Below are 22,186 nucleotides of genomic sequence, written 5' to 3'. Positions count from 1 at the left end.
CTTCCCTCAGCCACCGGTCCGGTGCCCATGCTCCGTCGTGTTCTGCCGTTGTTGCTCCTGGCCACCCCGCTTGCCGCGCAGGCGCGCGACTCGGTCGTCCCCGATCTGCTGGCGCTGGTGGCGCGGCCACGGAGTGAAGTGGCGCCGGTGCTCGAGCGTTGGTCGACCGACCGGGCGGCCCTGGGCCGACGGTACGCCGTGGAGTACTCGCCGGAGCGCACGAACCGGTTTCGCTCCTTCTACCGCTCCTGGCAGACCGAGCTGCAGCGACTTCCGTTCGAGAAGCTCTCGCGGCCGGGGCAGGTGGACTTCCTGCTGCTCGACAACAAGTTGCGCTACGAGTTGGCGCTGCTCGACCGCGAGCAGAAGCTCGCCGCCGAGATGGCGCCGCTGCTCCCCTTCGCGCCGACGTTGTTCGGCCTGGTCGAGGAGCGGCGGAAGTTCGTGCGCCCGGCGCCCGCCGATGCGGCGAAGCGGATCACCGCGATGACGACCGCGCTCGACGCCGCCCGCGCCTCGATGATGGCGCCCGCGAATCGGCCCACCAAGATCGTCGCGCTGCGTGCCGCGGAGGCGGCGGCCGACCTGCGCGGGCAGTTCCAGGGGTGGCTGCGCTTCTATCAGGGCTACGACGCCGAGATGACCTGGTGGGTGGGCGAGCCGGCCAAGCGCTTCGACGCGGCGCTCGAGGCGTGGCGCAAGTACCTGCGGGAGCAGCTGGTTGGTGCGCGGGATGGGCAGGATGAACCGATCGTCGGCGATCCGATCGGCGCCGAGGGGCTGGCGGTGGACCTGCAGGCCGAGATGATCGCCTATACGCCGGCGGAGTTGATCGCGATCGCGGAGAAGGAATACGCCTACCTGCTTGGTGAGGCGAAGAAGACGGCGCGCAGCATGGGCCTCGGCGACGACTGGAAGAAGGCCGCCGAGAAGACCAAGGACGACTTCGCGCCGGTCGGGACGCAAACGCTCGCGGTGCGCGACATGGCCTTCGAGGCCATCCAGTACGTCGAGAAGAACAACCTCGTGACGGTGCCGCCGCTGGCGAAGGAGATCTGGCGGATGGAGATGATGTCGCCGGCGGCGCAGAAGGTCTCGCCCTTCTTCCTCGGCGGCGAGGTGATCCAGGTGTCGTCGCCGACCGACGGGATGACCGACGAGGAGAAGCTGATGGTGCTGCGCGCCAACAACCTCCACGGGTCGCGCGCCACCGTGCAGCATGAGCTGATTCCGGGCCACCACCTGCAGGGTTTTGCCGCGGCGCGGAACGGCACCGCGCGCGGGATCTTCGGGACGCCGTTCTTCCACGAGGGGTGGGCGCTCTGGTGGGAGCTGTACCTCTGGGACCGCGGCTTCCCGGTGACACCGGAGAACCGGATGGGGATGCTCTTCTGGCGGATGCACCGCGCCGCCCGGATCATCTTCTCGTTGAAGTTCCACCTGGGTGAGTGGACGCCGCAGCAGTGCATCGACTTCCTGGTTGACGCGGTGGGCCACGAGCGGGCGAGCGCCACCGGCGAGGTGCGCCGCTCCTTCAACGGCAGCTACTCGCCGCTCTATCAGGCCGGCTACCTGCTCGGCGGGATGCAGTTGCGCGCCCTGCACACCGAGCTGGTGACCAGCGGCAAGATGACCGACCGGTCGTTCCACGACGCGGTGCTGGCGGCGGGGCCGATGCCGATCGAGATGGTGCGCGCGCAGTTGGAGCCGGACCGCCCCCTGACCCGCACGTATCGGAGCGCCTGGCGCTTCGGGGAGTGACGTGATGGCCAAGCAGAGCGCGCAGCAGCGCGCCGATCGCATCGTGGCGTTCCGCGCCGAGCTGTCCGAGCTCGAGGCGGCGGGCGTCGCGACGCTGGATCCGGTGATGGCCACGCAGATCCGCGCGCATCACGACGCCATTCTCACCCGGCTCGCCTCCGAGACGGAGGTCGATCTCTCGCGCGGCGAGGCGCGTCTCTCCGCCGGGATGCGGGCCGCGTCGATCCTCGGCGCCGCCGCGCTGTCGGCGGCGTGGGGCTTCTTCGTCGCGGCCACCTGGAACGACATCGGCCGGCCGGCGCGGCTGGCGTTGGTCACCATTCCGCCGATTCTCCTCGCCATCGGAACCGCCGTGGCCGCGCGCCGTGAGCAGAGTGGCTACGTGGCGTCGATCGTGGCGACGGTCGCCACGATCGCCTTCGGCGTGAACCTCGCCGCGCTCGGCGTGCTCTATGATCTCCCCGATTCGCGCAACTTCCTGCTGGCGGTCGGCAGCTTCGCGATGATCCTCGCCTACGGCTATGGCCTGGTGCTGCCACTGCTCGGCGGGATTGTCGGGATCGGCGGCTGGCTCTGGTCGCTGGCGGCGATTCCGCAGGGCCTCTGGTGGGACGGCGCGTATGGCGATTTCGAGCCGCTCGCCCTCCTCGGCCTCGGCGCGATCTTCCTGCCGCGTCTGGTGCGACGCGGTCCGCCCAGCTTTACCACGACGTGGCGGGCGTGTGGTGCCGCCGCGGTGATGGTTGCCCTGCTTGCGCTCGGCCAGACCCACAGCGCGTCGCTCTTCGACGGCATGAACGCGGCGCTCCTCGAGGGCGGCTACCAGCTGATTGGCGGGGCCAGCTTTGCCGTGATGATCTGGCAGGGCCTCGCACGGGATCGCAGTGAACTGGTCCGCGCGGGGACGATCGGGATGGGGATGCTCCTCTTCCTGCGGGCGGTCGACTGGTTCTGGGAGCTGATGCCGAAGTGGCTCTTCTTCCTGCTGGTGGGCGCGTTGGCATTCGGGACGCTGCTGCTGTTGCGGCGGTTGCGACTCGCGGAACGGAGGCTGCCATGAAAGCGGTCGGATTGGCGATCGGGCTGGTGGTCGTGCTCAACGCGGTGGTGATCGTGCCGGCCGCGCGCGAGCGCGCCGCCCCCGTCCACCACGTGACGGTGCAGGCGTGCGGCGATCATATCCAGGGCGGCTGGCGCGATGGGGAGCTCCCTTTGCTCACGCTGCCATTGGCGGGTCGTCCGGGTGGTTGGGGCGATGCCATCGATGGGGCGACGCTGACCCGTCTTGGCTTCACGGCGGCGCATCTCGCCCTGCTGGGCGACACGATCGCGTCGTTCGGCGACCTGCCGACACCGCGCGAGGCGTGGCTGACGATGCGCCAGCGCGACGACTCGCTCCACGAGTACGACATCGTCGGCGCCGCACCGAGCCGACCCTCGGCGGGTGACGGGGTGCTCGTGTTGCGGGGGCTGGTGGGGTTCCAGTGGGTCGATCGGCGGCTACCCCCTGGGATGGACTCCTTGCCGTCTGCGGCGCATCGGTCGCAAATCGGCGTCACGGTCATCCGGCTGCTCCCGCCGCAACTCGGCCTCGACCGCGCGCAGGCCAACGCCCTCAAGTCGCTCCGGGATGCGACCGGCGCACGATGCCCTCGGACCCTCGCGGTCACGCTGGCGTTCGGGAGTCGTGGGGCGGTCTGGGTGGAGGCGGTGGGCGCGACGCCCTGATGGCGATCGGCTAGTTGGTGGCCGCGAGGACGCTGCGGACGGTGGCCAGCAGCTGGTCGATCATGAAGGGCTTGCTCACGATGGTGACGTCCGCACCGACTCCGGCCCGCTCGCGCGTGAACTCGACCGAGTAGCCGGAGGTGAGGATCACCGGCATCGCGGATCCCCCGGCGCGAACGCTGGCGATCAGCTCCCCCCCGCTCAGTCCCGGCATCATCATGTCGGTGATCACCAGCGCCAGCGAGTCGCGGTGCTCCGCGATCGCGACCAGCGCTGCGTCGCCATCCACCGCCTCGAGCACCTCGAAGCCGTCCCGCTCGAGCACCCGCCGCATCACACGACGGACCGGCTCCTCATCGTCGACGACCAGGATGCGCTGCACCGAGGCCGGGCCGCCGGTGGGACGGCTCGGCGCGCGTGGTGTCGCTGCCGCCGTGGCCGGAAGTGGCGTGTCGGCGTCGCCTCTGGCGCCCGGCAGTCGGATGGTGAAGCTGGTACCCCGGCCCGGCGTGCTCGACGCCGTGATGCGACCGCCGGCACCCGTGATGATCCCGAGGCACGTCGCGAGTCCAAGTCCGGTGCCCTTGCCGGGTTCCTTGGTCGTGAAAAACGGTTCAAAGAGATGCTCCTGCGCCTCGGCGTCCATCCCCATGCCGGTGTCGCGTACGGTGAGCTCCACCCAGCTCTCGCCGTCTTCCGACGGGAGGCGAGTGTTGGCCATGGCCAACGTGAGCGTGCCACCCGTCGGCATCGCGTCGCGCGCGTTGATGGCCAGGTTCATCACGACCTGTTCCATCTGACCCCGATCGATCAGCACCGGCGGGAGGGTCTCGGCGAATCGGGTTTCGATCTCGATGTTCTCCCCGATCAACCGTTCGAGCATCGGCAGCAGGCCACGGACCACCTCGGCCAGGTCGACCCTCGAGACCTTCGCGGGTTGCTGGCGGGAAAATCCGAGCAGCTGCCGCGTCAGCAGGACGGCACGCGCCCCGGCGCGTTCCGCCTCCTGCAGGTCGGGCCTGGCCTCGTGGTCCGGCGGCAGCGTGGCCTGGGCCAGGTCGATCGACGAATTGATGACGGTGAGCAGATTGTTGAAGTCGTGGGCGACCGACCCGGCGAGGCGACCGACGCTTTCCATCTTCTGCGACTGGTGGAACTGGGCCTCAAAGCGGCGCTGCGCGGTGACATCGCGCTTGATGGCGATGAAGTGGGTGACCACGCCTTGCGGGTCAGACACCGGGGTGATCGTCTGCTGTTCGACGTAGCGGCTCTGATCCTTGCGGCGGTTGATGAGTTCGCCGCGCCACACCTCGCCACGCAACAAGGTGCTCCACATCTCCTCGTAGAACGCCTGATCCTGTGCCCCCGAGCGACTCAGCAAACGGGGGCTGCTGCCGAGAGCCTCCTCGCGACTGTACCCCGTGAGCGTCGTGAACGCCGGATTGCACCAGTGGATGACGCCGTTCCGATCGGTGATCACGACGGCGTCGGCGGCCGCATCGAGCGCGACCATCTCGAGGCGGGCGGTCAGTTCCGCGGCCTTCTGCTCGGAGATGTCGGTGTGGGTGCCGAGCATCCGGAGCGGGGCGCCGTGCTGGTCGCGGGCCATGGTCCGGCCCACGGATCGAATCCAGAGCCACTCCCCATGGGCCGTGCGCTGCCGGAACTCCACTCGATACTCCGGCCGATTCCCGCTGATGTAGTCGCGGAAGGCGGCAGCGACGTGCTCGCGATCGTCGGGGTGAAGGCGCTCGATCCAGGCCGCGTTGGTTTCCCGAAAGGTTGCCGGATCGTACCCGAGCATGGACGCGTATTCCGGCGAGACGATCGCCTCCCCGGTACGTACGTCGAGGTCATACGTCCCCTGGCCGCCGGCGGCGAGCGCCAGCGCCAGCCGCTCCTCGGTGGCCTTGAGCGAGCGAAAATCGCGACCGCGACGCAGCCGGTCCCGCATCAAGAGTCCGAGCACCATGGTGGCGAGCGGCAGGACCAGAAGGAGCGGGATCATCACGTCGTCGCGTGCCGCGGCGCGATGGTCGGGCGGCAGCAGGACCGTTCCGAGGAGCGTGGTCAGGTTGACCGCGATCCCGAGGGCGAGGAGTTCGGGCCACGCGAGATTGGCCAGACGGGAGCGACGCCAGTGACGCCATGCGAGGCCGATCCCACCTGATGCCATGATGGTGACCACGCCCATCAGGGCACCTTCGCCTCCGAGCGAAAGCCGATACGCCGCCGTCATCGCCATCGCGATTCCGGCGGGCGCGAGGCCGGCATAGAGGCCGGCCACCACGAGGAGGACCCCCCGGGCGTCGAATTGGATGCCCGGTCCCACCTTGAAGGGGACCATCATCAACGCGATCCCGATGGCTCCGAGCAGGATGCCGAGCACGGCGTCGCGCCGCCCCCGGAGCGCCGGACGCAGCTTCGCTGTGACCAGGTCGTAGATGGTCACCATGGCAAGCAGGAGGAGGGCGTTGGCGGACAGCGCCATCACGGCGGGAAGTAGCATGCGCTCCTCAGAACCGGGGGTGGAGTGATGCTACTGGGAATACTACCTCATATTCGTCAGGCCGCCAGCATTGGTGCTCTTGTTGGCAGGACACTTTGGTGCGATCCTCCGGGATGCGCTCCTACCTTGCCCCTTTGGTGCTCCTGCTGACTGCCTGTGCGGGCGGTTCGCGCGTCGACCCCACCCCGGTGCCAGCGGCTGGGGGCGGCACGGTGCTGCTGATCTCGCTCGACGGCTTCCGCTGGGACTATCTCGATCGGGCGGTGGCACCGAATCTCCAGGCACTGGCGCGCGGCGGCGTTCGCGCGCAGTGGATGACTCCCGCCTTTCCGTCGCTGACCTTTCCCAATCACTACACGATGGTCACCGGGCTCTATCCGGAGCACCATGGGATCGTCGCCAACACCATGCGCGACGCCGCGCTGGGGGCGTTCCGGATCTCCGACACGACCGCGGTCCGCGACGCCCGCTGGTGGGGCGGCGAACCGATCTGGCGCACGGCGCAACGGCAGGGGAAGCATGCGGCGGCCTTCTTCTGGCCAGGTTCGGAGGCGCCGATCGGGGGCGCGATGCCGTGGCGTTCCATGGCGTTCAACGACACCTTCCCGAACGCCGCCCGCGTCGACTCCGTGCTCACCTGGTTGTCGCGGCCACGGGGTGAAGCCCCGTCGGTGGTGACGCTCTACTACAGCGACGTCGACCACGCGGGGCATGACTTCGGCCCCGACGCGCCCCAGACCGATTCGGCGATCGCGCGCGTCGACTCGATGGTCGGTCGACTGATGGCCGGGCTTGCCGCAGGCAAGTTGACCGACCGGGTGAACGTGATCGTCGTCAGTGATCACGGCATGATTGCGACCTCTGCTGAGCGGGTCATCAAGCTCGACGACTACATCTCCCTCGCCGACATCGACGTGGTGGACTGGTCGCCGGTGGGAACGATCATCCCGAAGCCGGGCAAGGAGACGGCCGTCTACGACGCGCTCGTCCGAGCACATCCCCGGCTCAAGGTCTATCGCAAGGGAGAGGTGCCCGCGCGCCTCCACTTCAACAATCACGCGCGGATCACGCCGCTCGTGCTGGTGGCCGATCCGGGCTGGACCATCGCCTCGACGGCGCGGCTCGCGGCGCGGCGCCCGAACGCCGGTGGCCACGGCTTCGACAACGCGGCGCGCGAGATGGGCGCACTCTTCGTGGCGTCGGGGCCGGCGTTTCGGCAGGGCGTAACGGTCGCGCCGTTCGAGAACATCCATCTCTACAGCCTGATGGCGCACATCCTCGGGGTCACGCCGGCACCGAACGACGGCTCGCTCGACAGTGTGCGCACGCTGTTGCGCGGCGCACCGGAGCAGGGGGCCTCGGCGGATCGGATTCGCGGTCACCTGATCACATTGGCCTCCGACGCGTACGAAGGCCGGCAGCCCGGCACCCGTGGCGACACCCTGGCCACGCGCTACGTGCAGCGTGCGATGGCGTCGGCGGGACTCTCGGCGGGCAGCGCGGATGCGACGTGGTTCCAGTCGGTGTCACTCCTTGGCGTCACACCAGGCGGGACGGTGCGTCGCTGGCAGGACAGCGCGACGCGCTCGACCTTCGGCGCGAGCGACCTCCTGCTCTGGACACGTGGCATGGATGGCCCGCGTCGACTCGACACGGGGGACGTGGTGTTCGTGGGCCATGGCATCGTCACCGCCGACGGACGCTGGGACGACTACAAGGGCATCGATGTGCGCGGGAAGGTGGTGGTGCTGTTGGGGGGTGTGCCGCAGGCCGCGACGGGGGTGTCGCTCGCGCCTGGGGAACAGCAGCGCACGGCGACCGCGCGCGGTGCGTGGGCCGTGGCGATGATCGTGAATCCCGCCCAGTGGGCCCAGCTCAGCCCCGCCTTCCGCCGCGAGACCGTTCGCCTCGCTGCCGACACCAGTGTGGCTGGGACACTCGAAATCCTCGTGCATCCGGATGCGGCGACACGCTTCTTCGGCGACGGCACGGCGCTCGCCGCCGCCCGCAGCGAGGCCGCGCAGGCGAGCTTCCGGCCGCGCGCATTGCCGGGCAAGGTCTTCGTCGACTATCTGCCGCGTCGCCGGGCGGTCGTGTCGCCCAATGTCCTCGGCCTGCTCGCGGGCAGCGACCCCACACTGCGCGATGAGGTGGTCGTGGTCACGGCCCACTGGGATCACTTCGGTCGCAATCCGACGCTGACCGGCGACCAGATCTTCAACGGCGCATTCGACAACGCTGTGGGCACGGCGAGCATGCTGGAAATGGCCCGGGTGCTCGCGGCGGGCCCGCGACCAAAGCGCAGTGTGCTCTTCGTGGCGACCACCGCCGAGGAGTCCGGCCTGCTCGGCGCCACGTGGTACACGCGCCAACCGCGCTTCCCACTGGCCAAGACCGTGGCCGCGGTCAACCTCGATGCCGGCAATCCCTGGGGTCGCACCCGCGACGTCATTGTGCTCGGCGGGGCGCTGTCGTCGCTCGACAGCATCTTTGGGGCGGTGGCGGCGGCACAGGGTCGACGCGTGACGCCCGATCCGTATCCGGAGCAGGGCTTCTATCGACGCTCCGATCACTTTGCCTTCGCGCGTGTCGGCATCCCCGCGATGTTCACCGCCACGGGGATGGATTTCGTCGGTCGCCCGGCCGGGTGGGGAAAGGCGCTGTTCGATCGCTACCTCGCCGGCACGTACCACTCACCAAGTGACGAGGTTGGCGGTGACTGGGACCTCCGCGGCGGCGCCGAGGATGTTGATGCCCTGGCCGAGACCGTGCGCCGCATTGCCAACGCAGCGGGTCGGCCCACGTGGAACAATCAGCCGGAAACCGCCGCCTTCCGCGCGGCGCAGGCTGCACAGAGGAAGACTCCATGACCATCGATCGACGGCACTTCCTCGCGGCGAGTGCCGCCGCCATCCCGGCGTTGCGCGGGCTGCAGCCGCGACTCACCGTGGCGCCGAGCGCCGACCGGATGGCGTGGTGGCGCGAGGCGCGCTTCGGGATGTTCCTGCATTGGGGGCTCTACTCGATCCTCGCCGGGAAGTGGAAGGAGGATGATCGGTGGGCCGAGTGGATCCGGCACAACGCGAAGATCCCGATCGACGAGTACGATCAGCTGCGGGCGCGCTGGAATCCGACCGGCTTCGATCCGGACCAGTGGGCGCACATGGCGCAGCGCGCCGGGATGCGCTACGCCGTGCTCACCACCAAGCATCACGACGGCTTCTGCCTCTTCGATTCGACGGCGACCGACTTCGACGTGATGCAGACGCCCTCGACGCGCGACATCTGCCGCGACCTCGCCCCCGCGCTGCGCAAGCGCGGCATCCGCGTGGGGTGGTATCACTCGATCATGGACTGGCATCACCCCGACTACCTGCCGCGGCGCGACTGGGAAGCGGCGAGCCGACCGGCGTCGGAGGCACAGTTCGCCCGCTACGTCACGTACTTGCAGGCGCAGGTCGACGAGTTGCTCACCAACTATGGCGCCATCGATGTGCTCTGGTTCGATGGCCAGTGGGAGGCGACCTGGACGCACCAGTTGGCGCTCGAGCTGGAGCAGCGGATTCGCCGGCGGGCACCGCATATCGTCATCAACGATCGGATCAACGGCACCGGGACGCCGAAGGGTGGCCGGCTTGGTGACTTCGGAACCCCCGAGAACGAGGTGCCGGCGACGGGGACGCCCGAGCGCGACTGGGAATCGTGCATGACGATGAACGAGAACTGGGGCTTCAAGGCGAAGGACCAGAACTGGAAGTCGCCGCAGAAGCTGGTGGAGTTGCTGGTGGAGACGGCCTCGAAGGGGGGCAACCTCCTGCTCAATGTCGGGCCGATGGCGGATGGTCGCTTTCCGGCACCGGCGATCGAGCGGCTCGAGGCGGTCGGCGAGTGGATGGCGGTGAACTCGTCGGCGGTCTACGGCAGCTGGGCGTCGCGCTTCGCCACGCCGGTCGGCTTCCGGTCGACGACGCAGGCACGCCGCTGCAACCTCTTCCTGACGAGCTGGCCGACCGGGCCGATGCCGCTCCCCGGCCTGCGCACGATGCCGAGGCGGGTGGAGTTGCTGGGCGCTCCCGGCGCCGCCGTGCGGGTGGTCGAGCAGGCGGGTGGGCTCGCGCTCGTGGTTCCCGCCACGGCGCCGGCGGGGTTGCTGCCATGCGTGGTGCTGCACTTCGCCGATGACTGGCAGGTGATCGCGCCGCGCGGCTGAGGCCCTTCAACCCGTCGGGCTTTTCGAGTAGCTTGCCGATGTGACTGCTTGCGCGGTTCCCGCACCACCCCGTGCCTGAGGTGACGATGGGATTCTCCGCCCGACCGCGCGTTCGCTTCGGCGATGGCGACGTCTACCAGCTCCGCATCGAATTGGAAGGGATCCTCCCTACGGTCTGGCGCCGCGTGGCGGTGTCGGGTCGTGCGTCGCTCCAGGAGCTGCACGGGATCGTCCAGTGCGCGTTCGACCGCGACGACGAGATGTCGTTCGGCTATCGCTTCCTGGTGGACGGCGTCGAGTACCTCGACCCCGAGGATGGTCCCCGGCGCGGCCATGCCGCCGATGCGATCGCCCTCGAGCAGCTCGGCCTCCTCCCCGGCGCCCGCGTCGAACACGCGGTGGAGCACCACGGCGAAGGATGGCGGCACGTGGTGTCGCTGGAACAGGTGACGCCGCGCCTTGTGGGCCAGCGGTTGCCAACCTGCCTCGGCGCGGGGCGTGCCGCCCCGCCGGAGCATTGCAGCGGGGCCCCCGAGTATCGGCGGCTGCTCGACGCGCTGCACGACCCGCATGACCCACACGCCCGCGACTGGCTGCCGGATGACTTCGATCCCGCGTACGTCGATGTCGTCGCCATCAATGCGGCGCTGGCGAAGTTGAAGCGGCATCGGCCGGCGGCCTAAACTGCAGGATGATCGATGATCGATGGACGACAAACGTGAGCCGGTCGCTGAGTATCGATCATCGATCATCGATCATCCTCCCACCTTCCTCACCATTCACCGGTTTCCCATGCGTCGTCTCCTCCCGCTCTGCCTCCTCCTCGCCGCCTGCTCCAAGAAGCCGGCGGTCCCCTCCACCGACCTCGTGCTTCGCAATGCCACCGTCTACACCGGCGATTCGCTGGCGCCGACCGCGACGGCGGTGGCGGTGCAGGGCGGCAAGATCGTCTATGTCGGCGACGAGGCCGGGGTGGCGAAGTACATCCGCGAGGGGACCGAGACGATCGACCTCGCCGGGCGATTCGTCTATCCTGGCTTCGTCGACGCGCATGCGCACTTCACCGGGATCGGCCAGCGCGAGCAACGGCTGAACCTCGAAGGGACCTCGACCAAGGACGCCTTCCTCGCCAAGGTCGAGGCGGCGGTGGCCAAGGCCAAGCCGGGAGAGTGGGTCACCGGTCGCGGCTGGATCGAGACCTTCTGGACGCCGCCGGTCTTCCCGACGCGGCACGACCTCGACAAGCTCGCGCCGAACAATCCGGTGGTACTGACGCGCGCCGACGGCCACGCCTCGGTCGCCAACAGCGCGGCGCTCAAGCTGGCGGGGATCACGGGCGCGTCGGTCGCCCCGGCCGGTGGCGCGATCAACCTCGACCCCGATGGCGAGCCGACCGGGATGCTGATCGATGCGGCGCAGGGGCTGCTCCGCGACCTGGTGCCCGATCCGACCGAGGAGGAGCTCGAGCGCGCGCTCGAGCTCGCAAGCGAGCGGTCCGTGATGCTCGGCTGGACCGCCCTGCACGACGCGCACGGCTCGTGGCCGGAAGTGGCGCGGATGCGGAAGCTGTTCGGTGAGGGGCGGATCAAGATCCGGCTCTACAAGACCATCAGCGGCCCGGGTGTGGCCGCCGATTCGCTCATCAAGCTCGGGCCGCTTCCCTCCGAATTCGACGACCACTTCACGCTGCGCGACATCAAGTTGGTGATGGACGGCGCCCTCGGCTCACGCGGTGCGGCGTTGCTCGCCCCGTACACCGACGACCCGTCCACGACCGGACTGATCACCACCGACACCGTCGCCGTGCGCGACATGCTGCAGCGCGCCCTCAAGGCCGGCGTGCAGGTGGAGATCCACGCCATCGGCGACCGTGGCAACCGGCTCTCGCTCGACCTGTTCGAGGCGGCGTTCAACAGCGTGCCGGTGGCCGAGCGGAAGATCGCCGAGCCGCGGTGGCGGGTGGAGCACGCGCAGATCGTGGCACCGTCCGACCTGCCGCGCTTCAAGTCGCTCGGGTTGATCGCCTCGATGCAGCCGTCGCACGCGATCGGCGACCTCTTCTTCGTGCCGAGCCGGATCGGGGTGGCGCGCACGTCGGGGGCGTATGCCTGGGAGTCGTTCCTGAAGATGGGCGTCCCCGTCGCCGGCGGCACCGACGCGCCGGTCGAGCGCGGCGAGCCATTGATCGAGTTCTACGCCGCCGTGGCGCGGAAGTCGCTCGACGGCAAGGACGGCCCGGGCTGGCATCCGGAGGAGAAGGTCAGCCGTCATGAGGCGCTCAGGATGTTCACCTGGTTCCCGGCGTTTGCGGCGTTTCAGGAAGATCGGTCCGGGACGATCGCCGTCGGGATGCGCGGCGACTTCACGGTGTTCGACAAGGACATCATGACGATTCCCGAGCCCGAGATCCTGCAGGCGACGAATGTACTGACCGTCGTTGGCGGGAAGATCGTCTTCGCGAAGCGATGATCCGTAGGGGCGACGCATGCGTCGCCCGCGCCGAATTGAGATGCGAGCGTGGCGGACCGATGGGCGACGCATGCGTCGCCCGTACCGAAGGGGAATCCATGGCGAAACGGCTGATGCTGGCGCTCGCAGCGCTGGGAGTGGTAATGAGCGATGCCCCGTTGGAGGCACAGGATTGGGCGGGGCTGAATCGCTATCGCGCGGCCAATGCGGAGCTCGGCCTTCCGAAGCCCGGTGAGCAGCGGGTGGTCTTCTTCGGCAACTCGATCACCGAGGGATGGGCGCCGTACTTCGCGGCGCAGTTCCCGGGGAAGCCGTACGTCGGCCGCGGCATCAGCGGGCAGACCACGCCGCAGATGCTGATCCGGTTTCGGCAGGATGTGGTGGCGCTCAAGCCGGCGGTGGTGGTGATCCTCGCGGGCACCAACGACATCGCCGGCAACACCGGGCCGTCGACGCAGGCGATGATCGCCGACAACCTGATGGGGATGGTGGAGATGGCCCAGGCGAACGGGATCCGGGTCGTCCTCTCCTCCGTTCTCCCGGTCTCCGACTATCCCTGGAAGCCGGGGCTTGAGCCGGGGCCGAAGATCGTCGCGCTCAACGCCTGGATGCGCGAGTACGCCGCCGCTCGCCACGAGACCTACCTCGACTACCACTCGGCGATGGTCAACGAGAAGCTTGGACTCAATGCCGATCTCGCGGCGGACGGCGTGCATCCGACGGCCAAGGGCTACGGGATGATGGCGACGTTGGCGGAGGCGGCGATCGCGAGGGCGTTGCGGCGGTAGGGGCCGGTGTGGCGCGGACAACGGGGCGACGCAGGCGTCGCCCGTACGAATGGAGGGCGCGGTGTGAATGACGGGCTGAGGCGCATTCTCGCGCAATGCCGGGCAGGAAGTCATCTGCCCACGCCCCGGAGCGCGCCACCATGTCCGCTGTCAGCAGCCTCAGGATCGGTTCCCGCCAGATCAGCCTCTATCGCTTCACGGGTGAGGTGCTGGATAGCCAGCGCTCCTCCCACACCACGGTGACCAGCCACCAGAATGGGCAGGTCAGCGCCCAGACCGAGCACTACAACCAGGTCTTCCTGCGGGCGTCCGATGGGGAGGAGCGCTCCGTCGAGGTGGCGTCGGCGGGAGTCGCGGTGCGGGTGGGCAACATCGTGACGGTGGGATGGGGGCTCGTGGGGAGCAACGCGACCGGAAGCTATGCGACGGTGTGGAATCACGACACCAACCAGGTCGGGCACATCGCCAAGGCGATCAACGACACCGCCGGCCCGCCGCTCTACAACATGATGATCATCGTCTTCGTCTTCATCGGCGTCTTCAACGCGATGGGGGTATTCGCGTTCAATCTCCGCGCGATCTTCTGGGTCGGCCTGACCTTCTTCTTCTTCTGGTGGCTGACCCAGCGCCGTCGGACGCTGCGCGCTGCGCTGGAAGCGGTGGTCCGGGGGGGCTGAGGGGGCGACGCATGCGTCGCCCATACCCAATCGGAGCGCAGTGCGAGCGGTTGGGATCAGCCCGCGATGAGGCCCTCTTCCATGGCGAGCTTGGTGAGGCCGGCCACGGTGCGGACGTCGAGCTTGGCCATCAGCGACTCCCGGTGCGTCTCGACGGTCCGGTGGGAGATGCCGAGCCGCGCGGCGATCTCCTTGTTGGTCTCGCCGCCGGCCACGCCGATCAACACTTCCTTCTCGCGCGGCGTGAGGACATCGGTGGCCGCGGGCTGCGGCGCCGGGGCGCGCAGGGCATCGGTCAGGCGGGCCGCGACGGCGGGCGGGAAGAACTGTTCGCCGTTGAACACCGCCCGGACCGCGCGGCGCAGTTCGGCCGGCGGCGAATCCTTCAGCAGATAGCCGCGGGCCCCCGACTTCACGCTCTCGAGCACGTACTCGGGCTGGTCGTACATCGAGAGCATCAGCACCTTCGTGCGACTCCCCTGGCGATGCAGCTCGGCGGCCACCTGCAGGCCGCCCTTTTCCGGCATCGCCACATCCATCACCAGGACATCGGGCTTCTCCTTCGCCACCAGGCGCAGGGCCTCGTCGCCATTGGCGCCCTCGCCGACGATCACCACACCCGGCTCGCCCTCGAGCACACGGCGGATGCCCTCGCGGACCACGGCGTGGTCGTCGACGACGGCGACTCGGATCTCGGGCATGCGGGGACTCCGGGGGAGGAGAAAATACCGATCATCGATGATCGATCATCGATCATCGATACACAAGGCGCAGGTCCGGCTAGGTGCTCACCACGGGCACTTCCACCACCACCGTCACCCCGCTGGCGCCACTCACCTGCACGGTGCCGCCGAGGGCGGTGATCCGCTCGCGCATCCCGGCGAGGCCGAGGTGGCCGTCGCGCTCGAAGGCGGCGATGTCGCTGCCAACCGCGAAGCCGCGGCCGTCGTCTGCCACGGTCAGGCGGAGGTTGCGGCCAATACCGGTCAGCGTGAGGGTGACGTGGGTCGCCTCGGCATGACGCACCACGTTCGCGAGCGCTTCCTGTGCGGCGCGGAAGAGCGCCAGCTCGGCCTCGGGGCCGATCCGGGCCAGCGCGTCGTCGAGCTTGGTGGAAATCTGCAGGCGGCTGCGTTCGGCCACGTCATTCGCGAGCGAGCGGATCGCGGGGACGAGGCCGAGGTCGTCGAGCAGGGCGGGGCGCAGGTCGTTGATGACCCGCCGGATCCCGCGGATGCCGCCATCGACCAGCCCGAGGACATGGTCGAGTCGGGCACTCGTGATGGGGTCGGCACCCTCGCGGAGCATCCCGACCTCGAGCTTCACTGCCGAGAGGGTCTGCGCGGTTTCGTCGTGCAGTTCGCGCGAGAGTCGGCGGCGCTCGCCCTCGTATTGGCCGACGACCCGGCCCTGCAGGCGCGCGAGCTCATCGGTGCGGACGGCGAGCCGCGTGGCGAGTTCGGAGAGGACCATCAGGCCGAAGCCGATGCCGACCGCCAACTCGAAGAGGATGTCGAGGTAGTAGCCCCAGGGCTGCCACGCGCCCTTGGCGCGGAGGAACGGATAGTCGAGGTGGTGGAGGCCCCAGAGCCAGAAGGTGACCGCCACGAAGCGGGCGCCGCTGGAGTTGTTGCGGCGGGCGTGCTGCCAGAAGACCCATCCGGTCCAGATCGTGACGCCGGAAATGAGCAGGACCATCGGGAGGGCCACGAGCAGGAACCGATCGAGGCCATTGACCGCAACCCACGCCCAGCCGACGGGGATCAGGGCGAGCGATGCGTACCCGTTGCGCCACGGCAGGTCGCGGGAGAAGACCAGCGCGGCCCAGAGGATGGCGAGGGCGACCCACCCCGTGACGACCTGGTGCCAGAAGAGCCAGGTGAGGTCGCCGGTGGCGAGGAAGAAGATGATGGCGATGAGGCGCAGCAGGTACAGCGCCCACGCGGCCGCCCACCAGACGAACCAGCGGGCCCGCACCCGCCACCAGAGGACCAGCGCGAAGATCGCGAGGCCCGCGGTGATGAGCGCCTGGAAGACGGCATCGGCGAGTTCCGAGCCGGCAGCGAGTGGCATGGCGGATTCCATGCCGGGAAGGTAAGCCGGGGTAGGGTGTGGCGGGCTAGAGCGAGTCGGCCGCTGCGGCCGAGACGGCCTGTTCGCGGGCGCGGCGCGCGGCCGCGGAATCCTGGAGACGCATGGCGCCGTTCACGCCGCCCGCGCCGGGGAGTCGCGACTGTCCGATGATGCTGTCCTTCTGGTGGCGCGTCAGCGAGTCGGCGTCTGGCGCGGCGGGCTTGCTGGCGCAGCCGGCCAGGAGCAGGACGAGCATCAGCGGCTTCATGCATCGCTCCGGGGCAGGAATGGGGCGGGTGCGCAGCGCACCTCGGTGGTGACCGAGTTGGCAATAAAGCAGAGGCGGTGAGCCTCATGGTGCATCGTATCGACCTCAGCGGCCGTCGGCTGCAGTTCGCCGCTCCACTCGACTGCGGGCCGCAGCGTCACGACCGTCATCACCAATCGTCCGGCGCCGTCCTTTGCCAGCATTCCCTCGGCCTCATCGCGATAGCGCTCGACTCGAAATCCCCGCGCCGCGGCAATGCTGAGGAACCAGAGGAGGTGGCAGGCCGAGAGCGACGCGACGAAGAGCTCCTCCGGGTCGACCGCCGACGGATCGGACATCGGCGTCGGCACGACCTGCGGCGAGGATGACCCGGGCACCGACACGCCGCCATCGAAGTGCAGGGTGTGGCGCCGGGAGTAGCGCTGATCGGTGAACGTGGCGTCGCCACGCTCCCATGTCGCGGTGCTGGTGTACCGACCCATCGTGCGGCTACTCCTGGTCGAGGGTGTAGTCGAAGTGATACGAGTGCTTGCCGTCCTCGATGATGATCTGCAGCGTGCCGGTCAGGCCGACCAGCTCATCGGTACCGGAATCGGGGACGACGGAGACGTTCAGCGACGCGACGCCGCGGTTCATGATGCCCACATGGCACAACATGAAGTTGCCGCGCCGCCCGTGCAGCGAGCCGGTGACCGACTCCATGGCCACGTACGCCGCCGAGCCGGCCACGGCGGTGCGCCCGGCCAGCATCTGGCCGTTGCTGGTCCCCTCGAGATCGCCATGGAAGCGCTTGTCGAGCAGCATCCGGCCGAAGGGGCCCGCGGTGGCAGGGTCGTCCTGCTGGGGGAGGAGTTTGACGTCGAATGGGCCGGCAGCGTGGAGACGGGGCATGGGGGGTCCGGTTTTTCAGCCGCGGCCGCCTGCCCTGAGCAGAGCGAAGGGTCAGGCCGCGGTCGTAGGTCGTAAAAGTCGTAAGTCGTAGCGGATGATAGTGGGGGGTGATGGTCCGTGCGTCCGACGTTAGATTTGGCGAATCCCCTCCCCGGAGTCAGCCGATGTTCGTCCGCCCCTCGCTTGTGGCGCTTGCCGTCGCCTCCCTACTCGTGGCCCCACCGCTCGCCGCTCAGGCCAATCGGGCCGATTCGATCCGCACCGCCGGTCAGATCGATGCCGCCGGCAAGCACGCCGAGGCGCGGGCGATCTATCAGGCGCTGATTGCCACTGCGCCGGACGCGGCCGCCAAGGCCGCCGCGACCCGCCGCCTGGCGATGTCGTACGGCTATGACGCCAACTGCGCCAAGGTGATCGAGCTCGAGGAGCAGGTGATCGCCTATTGGCAGACGCGTCGGGCCGCCGAGCCGCAGAATGCCCACTATCAGGAAGGGGAGATGGCCAACGAGGCCGCCCGCGTGTGCATCGATCACGGCTTCCTCGACGAGGCCGAGAAGATGTACAAGCGCGGCACCGCCCTCGGCAACGCCGAGCCGGCGCCCCGGACGCATCCGGCGTCGCTCTGGGCGTTCCGCGAGGCGCATGCGTTGGCCCGCGTCGCCGCTCGGCGCGGCAACGCGGCCGAGGCAAAGCGTTGGGTCGGCGAGGCGCGGAAGGCACTCGATGCGGACCCGGCGATGGCCAAGGCGCAGGAACAGTATTTCCCGTACCTGGTCGGCTACGTGGCGCTCTTCACCGGCGACCTGGCGACCGCGCAGGCCGAGTTCACCAAGACCGTGGCCGCGATGCCGAACGACCCGTTCCAGCTGGTGCTGCTCGGGATGACCCACGACAAGATGGGCCACGCCGATGTGGCGCGCGGCTTCTATCAGAAGGCGTACGACATGGCGACCGGCAGCAATCCGCCGGCGGTCTATTCGCGCACGTTCACGAAGAAGGCCCTGGGCAAGCCCTGACCCCGCCGGTCCTCTCCCTCGACGCCGTCTCCCGTCGCTTCGGCAGCACCGTGGCGGTCGACGGCGTCTCGCTTGCCGTGGCGCCGGGAGAGTTCTTCTCGCTCCTCGGCCCATCCGGCTGCGGCAAGACCACGACGCTCCGGTTGATCGCCGGCTTCGAACAGCCCGACGCCGGGCGCGTGCAGATGCTCGGCGAGGATGTCACCTTGCGTCGGCCGTATGAACGGCCGATCGGGATGGTGTTCCAGAGCTACGCGATCTTCCCGCACCTGACCGTGTCCGGGAACGTGGCCTTCGGGCTGGAAGAGCGGCGCGTCCCGCGTGGAGAGATTGCGGGGCGCGTCGCGCGCGCCCTCGAGCTGGTGCGGCTCGACCCGAGCGAGTTTGCGCATCGCCGGCCGGCCGAGCTCTCCGGTGGCCAACGCCAGCGCGTCGCCCTGGCGCGCGCCCTGGTGCTCGAGCCGCCGATCCTCCTCCTGGATGAACCGCTCGCCGCCCTCGACCTCCAGCTCCGCAAGGAGATGCAGCTCGAGCTCAAGGCGCTCAACCGTCGACTCGGCATCACCTTCATCCTGGTGACGCACGATCAGGAAGAAGCGCTGGTGATGTCCGATCGGATCGCGGTGATGCATGCCGGCCGGGTCGAACAGGTGGGTACGCCGGCCGAGATCTACGAGGCACCGCGCACGGCGTTCGTTGCCGAGTTCATTGGCGAGGCGAATTTCTTCGACCTCGTCGCTGCAGACGGAACGCCCGTGCGGGCCGCCCTGCGCCCCGAGTGGCTCGACCTGCACCGCCCCGGGATGAGTCCCGCCAGCGAATCATCCCGCGCCGGGGTGGTGCGCGAGACGATCTTCCTCGGCGAGACGCTCCACGTGGTGGTGGTGCTCGGCGACGGCCAGGTCGTGCGCGTCGCGCTGCGGAATGAGGGCTTGCTGACCAAGCCGCTGCCGTGGGCCGCCGGCGAGGCGGTCGAGGTGGCGTGGCATCCGGCTGACGCTCAGGTGCTTGAAGGGTGAGCATGCGCCGCCGGCTACTCGCCGCGCTGCGACGCGTCCCGGCACTCGAGGCGACGGCGGCGCTGCTCCCTGCGGCATCGTGGATGCTGCTCTGGTTCGGCGTTCCGATCGCGATCATGGCGACGTACGCGCTCCGGCCGCGTCACCTGCTGGGCGGCGTCTATCCAGGGTGGACCACCGTCTCCGTGGTGCGTCTGCTCGATCCGCTCTACCTCACCATCCTCTCCAACTCGCTGCTGATCGCCGCGGTGACCACGCTGTTGACGCTGTTGCTCGCGTATCCGATCGCGCTGGTGATCGCCCGCGCCACGCGGTGGCGGTCGCTGCTGCTGTTGCTCGTCGTGTTGCCATTCTGGACTTCGTTTCTCGTGCGCACGTACGCGACCGTCTTCCTGCTTCGTGATACCGGCCCGCTCAACCAGTTGCTGATGGCGCTCGGGGTCACCGCCGAGCCGGTCCAGCTGCTCTACACCACGGGTGCGGTGCTCTTCGGACTGGTGACGTGCAGCATCCCGTTCGCGGTCTTGCCGATCTATGCCTCGCTCGAGAAGCTCGACCCCGTGCTGCTCGAGGCCGCCGAGGCACTCGGCGCGACCGAATGGCGGCGGTTCGTGCGCGTCACCTGGCCGCTCACGCTGCCGGGGGTGATCGCCGGGGCGTTGTTGGTCTTCATTCCGACGCTCGGCTCGTTCCTGACGTCGGATCTGCTGGGTGGCGCGAAGGTGGTGCTGATCGGCAACCTGATCCAGAACCAGTTCACCTCGGGGCGCAATTGGCCCTTCGGCTCCGCGCTGGCGTTCCTGCTGATGGCAGTGGTGCTCGTGGGGATGCTGGTGCGACTCCGCTGGGCGCGCGACGAGTCGCTGGCATGAGCCGGCGCCTCGTCGGGGCGGTGGCGGGCCTCGGGCTCTTCGCGATGCACCTTCCGCTGCTGCTGCTGATCGCATGGAGCTTCAACGCGTCGCGCACCGGGGCGCGCTGGGATGGCTTCACGATCGGATGGTATACGCGGCTGCTCGAACGGCCCGACCTGCTCCGCGCACTCTGGACGTCGCTGGTGGTCGGCACGATCTCGACGCTGCTCGCGACGGCACTCGGCACCGGCGCCGCGCTGGCCTTGGCGCGTGGCAGGTTCCGCGGTCGGGCGCTCCTCGAGGCGCTCCTCGCGGTGCCGATCGTCACGCCGGAGATCGTCGCCGGGATCTCGCTGCTGATCCTGGTGACCGGCCTCGGCCTCCCGCTCGGGCTGCTCACCGTGATCATCGCGCACACGACCTTCTCGCTGCCGTTCACCACGCTGGTGGTGCTGGCACGGCTCCGCGGGATGGACACCGCGCTCGAGGAGGCCGCACTCACGCTTGGCGCCGACGAATGGACCGCCTTCCGCCGGGTGACGCTGCCGCTGCTGATGCCCGGCGTGATCGGTGCGGCGCTGCTGGCGTTCACGCTCTCGTTCGACGACTTCGTGATCACCTTCTTCACCGCCGGCCCCGGGACGACGACGCTGCCGCTGATGGTGTACTCGATGGTGCGGCGCACGGTGGAGCCGAGCGTGAATGCGATCTCGACGCTGCTGGTGCTGGGGACGACGGTGATGCTCGTGATTGCAGCCAAGGTGGGGCTGGTGAAAAGTGACCCGTGACCCGTGACCCGTAACAGCGTCGCGCGTCGCGAATTCCTGCTGCGCTGCGCGCGGCTGGGGCTCTCGGCGTCGACCGCGTCGCTGCTGCTGGGCTGCATCACCAAGCGGACGCCGCCGCCGACCGACGAGGCCGCCGTCTCGGCGGCGGGGCCGCTGGAGCGCGAGCTGCGGATCTTCAACTGGTCCGACTACATCGGCCGCACGACGGTGGCGGACTTCGAGCGCGAGTTCGGCGTGCGCGTGTCGTATGACACCTACGAGAGCAACGAGGAGCTGCTCGCCAAGCTGGTGGCGGGGGGCGGGGGCTACGACATCATCTGCCCGACCGGCTACATCGTGCCGTTGCTGGCCGAGGGGGGGATGCTGCAGCCGCTCGACCACGGGGTGCTCACCAACTGGGGCAACCTGCTGCCGCTGTTTGCCGACCAGGGGGTCGACGCGGGGGGCCGCTATGCGATGCCCTACCAGTGGGGGATGACCGGAGTCGCCTACCGGACCGACCTGGTCGCGACGCCGCCAGAGAGCTGGGCAGCGTTTGGCGATGCCGCGCTGCGCGGGCGTCTGACGATGATGGATGACGGCCGCGAGGTGCTCGGTGCGATGCTGCGATGGCGCGGCCAGTCGCTCAACGCCACCGAGCCCGCGCTGCTCGAGGCGGCGCGGCGGGACGCGCTGGCGATCAAGCCGAACCTGCGTGCGTACATCTCGGCGGCAGTGAAGGGGCAGCTGATCAGCGGCGACATCGCGGCGGCCCAGATGTACCTGAGCGACGCCCGGATGGCGCGCGGCGAGGAGCCACGGGTGGCGTTCACCGTGCCGAAGGAAGGCTCGACGCTCTACGCCGACTACTTCGCGATCCCGCGCGATGCACCGAACCGGCGCGCCGCGCATGCCTTCCTGAACTACGTGCTGCGGGCGGACGTCGGCGCGGCGATCAGCAACGAGGGGGGCGGGGCGTCACCGAACGGGGCGGCGCTTCCGCTGCTGACCGATCCGGTGCCGCCACCGGACGCGGCGATGCAGGCCAGGCTGGAGTTCCAGCGCGACCTGGGGGCGGCGACCGACTTGTGGGACAGGATGTGGACTGAAGTGAAAGCCGGGTGAACGGTGAAGGGTGAACGGTATGACAGCCGCG

20 protein-coding genes are annotated in these 22,186 nt (G+C 69.0%); 14 read left to right on the top strand and 6 right to left on the bottom strand.

Going from position 1 to position 22,186, the window contains the following annotated elements:
* Positions 1 to 27: 27 nt before the first annotated feature.
* Genes IPG05_14860 through IPG05_14850 form a run of 3 tightly spaced genes read left to right on the top strand, consistent with a single transcriptional unit; the run spans position 28 to position 3,489 of the window.
* Positions 28 to 1,761, top strand: a complete 1,734-nt coding sequence (locus IPG05_14860; GenBank protein MBK6496354.1) for a DUF885 family protein — start codon at positions 28 to 30, stop codon at positions 1,759 to 1,761.
* 4 nt (positions 1,762 to 1,765) lie between these two features.
* A complete protein-coding gene (locus tag IPG05_14855; protein ID MBK6496353.1) occupies positions 1,766 to 2,821 on the top strand; it encodes a DUF2157 domain-containing protein in 1,056 nt (351 codons plus the stop codon).
* Positions 2,818 to 3,489 (top strand): hypothetical protein, encoded by a 672-nt coding sequence (locus tag IPG05_14850; GenBank protein MBK6496352.1) that lies wholly within the window; start codon positions 2,818 to 2,820, stop codon positions 3,487 to 3,489. The genes IPG05_14855 and IPG05_14850 overlap by 4 nt, the downstream gene beginning before the upstream one ends.
* 10 nt (positions 3,490 to 3,499) lie before the next feature.
* Here IPG05_14850 and IPG05_14845 read toward each other — a convergent pair whose 3' ends face one another.
* The gene (locus IPG05_14845) at positions 3,500 to 5,998 is read right to left on the bottom strand and encodes a PAS domain-containing protein (protein MBK6496351.1); all 2,499 of its coding nucleotides are present in this window, start codon (positions 5,996 to 5,998) and stop codon (positions 3,500 to 3,502) included.
* 137 nt (positions 5,999 to 6,135) lie between these two features.
* On the opposite strand from IPG05_14845, the gene IPG05_14840 reads away from it, so the two are divergent.
* The 6 genes from IPG05_14840 to IPG05_14815 all read left to right on the top strand — a co-directional run bounded on the left by IPG05_14840 (position 6,136) and on the right by IPG05_14815 (position 14,142).
* Positions 6,136 to 8,868, top strand: coding sequence for an alkaline phosphatase family protein (locus IPG05_14840; GenBank protein ID MBK6496350.1), 2,733 nt, complete (start codon positions 6,136 to 6,138; stop codon positions 8,866 to 8,868).
* Positions 8,865 to 10,208 carry an alpha-L-fucosidase gene (locus IPG05_14835; GenBank protein ID MBK6496349.1) on the top strand — a complete coding sequence of 448 codons (1,344 nt, stop codon included), beginning with the start codon at positions 8,865 to 8,867 and terminating at the stop codon, positions 10,206 to 10,208. The genes IPG05_14840 and IPG05_14835 overlap by 4 nt, the downstream gene beginning before the upstream one ends.
* An 86-nt stretch (positions 10,209 to 10,294) precedes the next feature.
* Positions 10,295 to 10,891: a plasmid pRiA4b ORF-3 family protein gene (locus IPG05_14830; protein ID MBK6496348.1), complete on the top strand. Its 597-nt coding sequence runs from the start codon at positions 10,295 to 10,297 to the stop codon at positions 10,889 to 10,891.
* A gap of 109 nt (positions 10,892 to 11,000) precedes the next feature.
* Positions 11,001 to 12,677 (top strand): amidohydrolase, encoded by a 1,677-nt coding sequence (locus IPG05_14825; protein ID MBK6496347.1) that lies wholly within the window; start codon positions 11,001 to 11,003, stop codon positions 12,675 to 12,677.
* 98 nt (positions 12,678 to 12,775) lie between these two features.
* Positions 12,776 to 13,465 (top strand): SGNH/GDSL hydrolase family protein, encoded by a 690-nt coding sequence (locus tag IPG05_14820; protein ID MBK6496346.1) that lies wholly within the window; start codon positions 12,776 to 12,778, stop codon positions 13,463 to 13,465.
* Between the two features lie 140 nt (positions 13,466 to 13,605).
* Positions 13,606 to 14,142, top strand: coding sequence for a hypothetical protein (locus tag IPG05_14815; protein ID MBK6496345.1), 537 nt, complete (start codon positions 13,606 to 13,608; stop codon positions 14,140 to 14,142).
* A gap of 56 nt (positions 14,143 to 14,198) precedes the next feature.
* Here the strand turns inward: IPG05_14815 and IPG05_14810 are convergent, their stop codons facing one another.
* From IPG05_14810 to IPG05_14790, 5 genes are all read right to left on the bottom strand, one after another.
* Positions 14,199 to 14,843 carry a response regulator transcription factor gene (locus IPG05_14810; protein MBK6496344.1) on the bottom strand — a complete coding sequence of 215 codons (645 nt, stop codon included), beginning with the start codon at positions 14,841 to 14,843 and terminating at the stop codon, positions 14,199 to 14,201.
* Positions 14,844 to 14,922: 79 nt separating this feature from the next.
* Complete coding sequence (locus tag IPG05_14805; GenBank protein MBK6496343.1) at positions 14,923 to 16,227, bottom strand: sensor histidine kinase; 1,305 nt, start codon at positions 16,225 to 16,227, stop codon at positions 14,923 to 14,925.
* Positions 16,228 to 16,261: 34 nt separating this feature from the next.
* Positions 16,262 to 16,483: a hypothetical protein gene (locus tag IPG05_14800; GenBank protein ID MBK6496342.1), complete on the bottom strand. Its 222-nt coding sequence runs from the start codon at positions 16,481 to 16,483 to the stop codon at positions 16,262 to 16,264.
* Positions 16,480 to 16,965, bottom strand: a complete 486-nt coding sequence (locus tag IPG05_14795) for an OsmC family protein (GenBank protein MBK6496341.1) — start codon at positions 16,963 to 16,965, stop codon at positions 16,480 to 16,482. Before IPG05_14795 ends, IPG05_14800 begins: the two co-directional genes overlap by 4 nt.
* A gap of 7 nt (positions 16,966 to 16,972) precedes the next feature.
* Positions 16,973 to 17,374: a DUF3224 domain-containing protein gene (locus tag IPG05_14790; GenBank protein MBK6496340.1), complete on the bottom strand. Its 402-nt coding sequence runs from the start codon at positions 17,372 to 17,374 to the stop codon at positions 16,973 to 16,975.
* Positions 17,375 to 17,538: 164 nt separating this feature from the next.
* Here IPG05_14790 and IPG05_14785 point away from each other — a divergent pair, with 164 nt between their 5' ends.
* The 5 genes from IPG05_14785 to IPG05_14765 are packed head-to-tail and all read left to right on the top strand — an operon-like array spanning position 17,539 to position 22,155.
* Complete coding sequence (locus tag IPG05_14785) at positions 17,539 to 18,390, top strand: hypothetical protein (protein ID MBK6496339.1); 852 nt, start codon at positions 17,539 to 17,541, stop codon at positions 18,388 to 18,390.
* Entirely contained in the window at positions 18,387 to 19,409 is a 1,023-nt protein-coding gene (locus IPG05_14780) for an ABC transporter ATP-binding protein (GenBank protein MBK6496338.1), read from the top strand. The genes IPG05_14785 and IPG05_14780 overlap by 4 nt, the downstream gene beginning before the upstream one ends.
* Before the next feature lie 2 nt (positions 19,410 to 19,411).
* Positions 19,412 to 20,281, top strand: a complete 870-nt coding sequence (locus IPG05_14775) for an ABC transporter permease (protein ID MBK6496337.1) — start codon at positions 19,412 to 19,414, stop codon at positions 20,279 to 20,281.
* Entirely contained in the window at positions 20,278 to 21,051 is a 774-nt protein-coding gene (locus IPG05_14770) for an ABC transporter permease (protein ID MBK6496336.1), read from the top strand. Before IPG05_14775 ends, IPG05_14770 begins: the two co-directional genes overlap by 4 nt.
* Before the next feature lie 3 nt (positions 21,052 to 21,054).
* Positions 21,055 to 22,155 carry a spermidine/putrescine ABC transporter substrate-binding protein gene (locus IPG05_14765; protein MBK6496335.1) on the top strand — a complete coding sequence of 367 codons (1,101 nt, stop codon included), beginning with the start codon at positions 21,055 to 21,057 and terminating at the stop codon, positions 22,153 to 22,155.
* The last annotated feature ends 31 nt before the right edge of the window (positions 22,156 to 22,186 follow it).

It is taken from the genome of Gemmatimonadota bacterium (assembly GCA_016704275.1).
Lineage (GTDB): Bacteria > Gemmatimonadota > Gemmatimonadetes > Gemmatimonadales > GWC2-71-9 > Palsa-1233.
Note: the sequence above shows the minus strand (reverse complement) of the source record. Positions and strands in the feature narration are given on the sequence as shown.

What these genes read in the sequence shown, in the direction of transcription:
- IPG05_14805 (MBK6496343.1), bottom strand. Translation starts at nt 16,227, where the DNA reads ATGGAATCCGCCATGCCACTCGCTGCCGGCTCGGAACTCGCCGATGCC.
- IPG05_14800 (MBK6496342.1), bottom strand. Translation starts at nt 16,483, where the DNA reads ATGAAGCCGCTGATGCTCGTCCTGCTCCTGGCCGGCTGCGCCAGCAAG.
- IPG05_14850 (MBK6496352.1), top strand. Translation starts at nt 2,818, where the DNA reads ATGAAAGCGGTCGGATTGGCGATCGGGCTGGTGGTCGTGCTCAACGCG.
- IPG05_14790 (MBK6496340.1), bottom strand. Translation starts at nt 17,374, where the DNA reads ATGCCCCGTCTCCACGCTGCCGGCCCATTCGACGTCAAACTCCTCCCC.
- IPG05_14860 (MBK6496354.1), top strand. Translation starts at nt 28, where the DNA reads ATGCTCCGTCGTGTTCTGCCGTTGTTGCTCCTGGCCACCCCGCTTGCC.
- IPG05_14810 (MBK6496344.1), bottom strand. Translation starts at nt 14,843, where the DNA reads ATGCCCGAGATCCGAGTCGCCGTCGTCGACGACCACGCCGTGGTCCGC.
- IPG05_14815 (MBK6496345.1), top strand. Translation starts at nt 13,606, where the DNA reads ATGTCCGCTGTCAGCAGCCTCAGGATCGGTTCCCGCCAGATCAGCCTC.
- IPG05_14855 (MBK6496353.1), top strand. Translation starts at nt 1,766, where the DNA reads ATGGCCAAGCAGAGCGCGCAGCAGCGCGCCGATCGCATCGTGGCGTTC.
- IPG05_14775 (MBK6496337.1), top strand. Translation starts at nt 19,412, where the DNA reads ATGCGCCGCCGGCTACTCGCCGCGCTGCGACGCGTCCCGGCACTCGAG.
- IPG05_14825 (MBK6496347.1), top strand. Translation starts at nt 11,001, where the DNA reads ATGCGTCGTCTCCTCCCGCTCTGCCTCCTCCTCGCCGCCTGCTCCAAG.
- IPG05_14845 (MBK6496351.1), bottom strand. Translation starts at nt 5,998, where the DNA reads ATGCTACTTCCCGCCGTGATGGCGCTGTCCGCCAACGCCCTCCTCCTG.
- IPG05_14820 (MBK6496346.1), top strand. Translation starts at nt 12,776, where the DNA reads ATGGCGAAACGGCTGATGCTGGCGCTCGCAGCGCTGGGAGTGGTAATG.
- IPG05_14770 (MBK6496336.1), top strand. Translation starts at nt 20,278, where the DNA reads ATGAGCCGGCGCCTCGTCGGGGCGGTGGCGGGCCTCGGGCTCTTCGCG.
- IPG05_14785 (MBK6496339.1), top strand. Translation starts at nt 17,539, where the DNA reads ATGTTCGTCCGCCCCTCGCTTGTGGCGCTTGCCGTCGCCTCCCTACTC.
- IPG05_14830 (MBK6496348.1), top strand. Translation starts at nt 10,295, where the DNA reads ATGGGATTCTCCGCCCGACCGCGCGTTCGCTTCGGCGATGGCGACGTC.
- IPG05_14795 (MBK6496341.1), bottom strand. Translation starts at nt 16,965, where the DNA reads ATGGGTCGGTACACCAGCACCGCGACATGGGAGCGTGGCGACGCCACG.
- IPG05_14835 (MBK6496349.1), top strand. Translation starts at nt 8,865, where the DNA reads ATGACCATCGATCGACGGCACTTCCTCGCGGCGAGTGCCGCCGCCATC.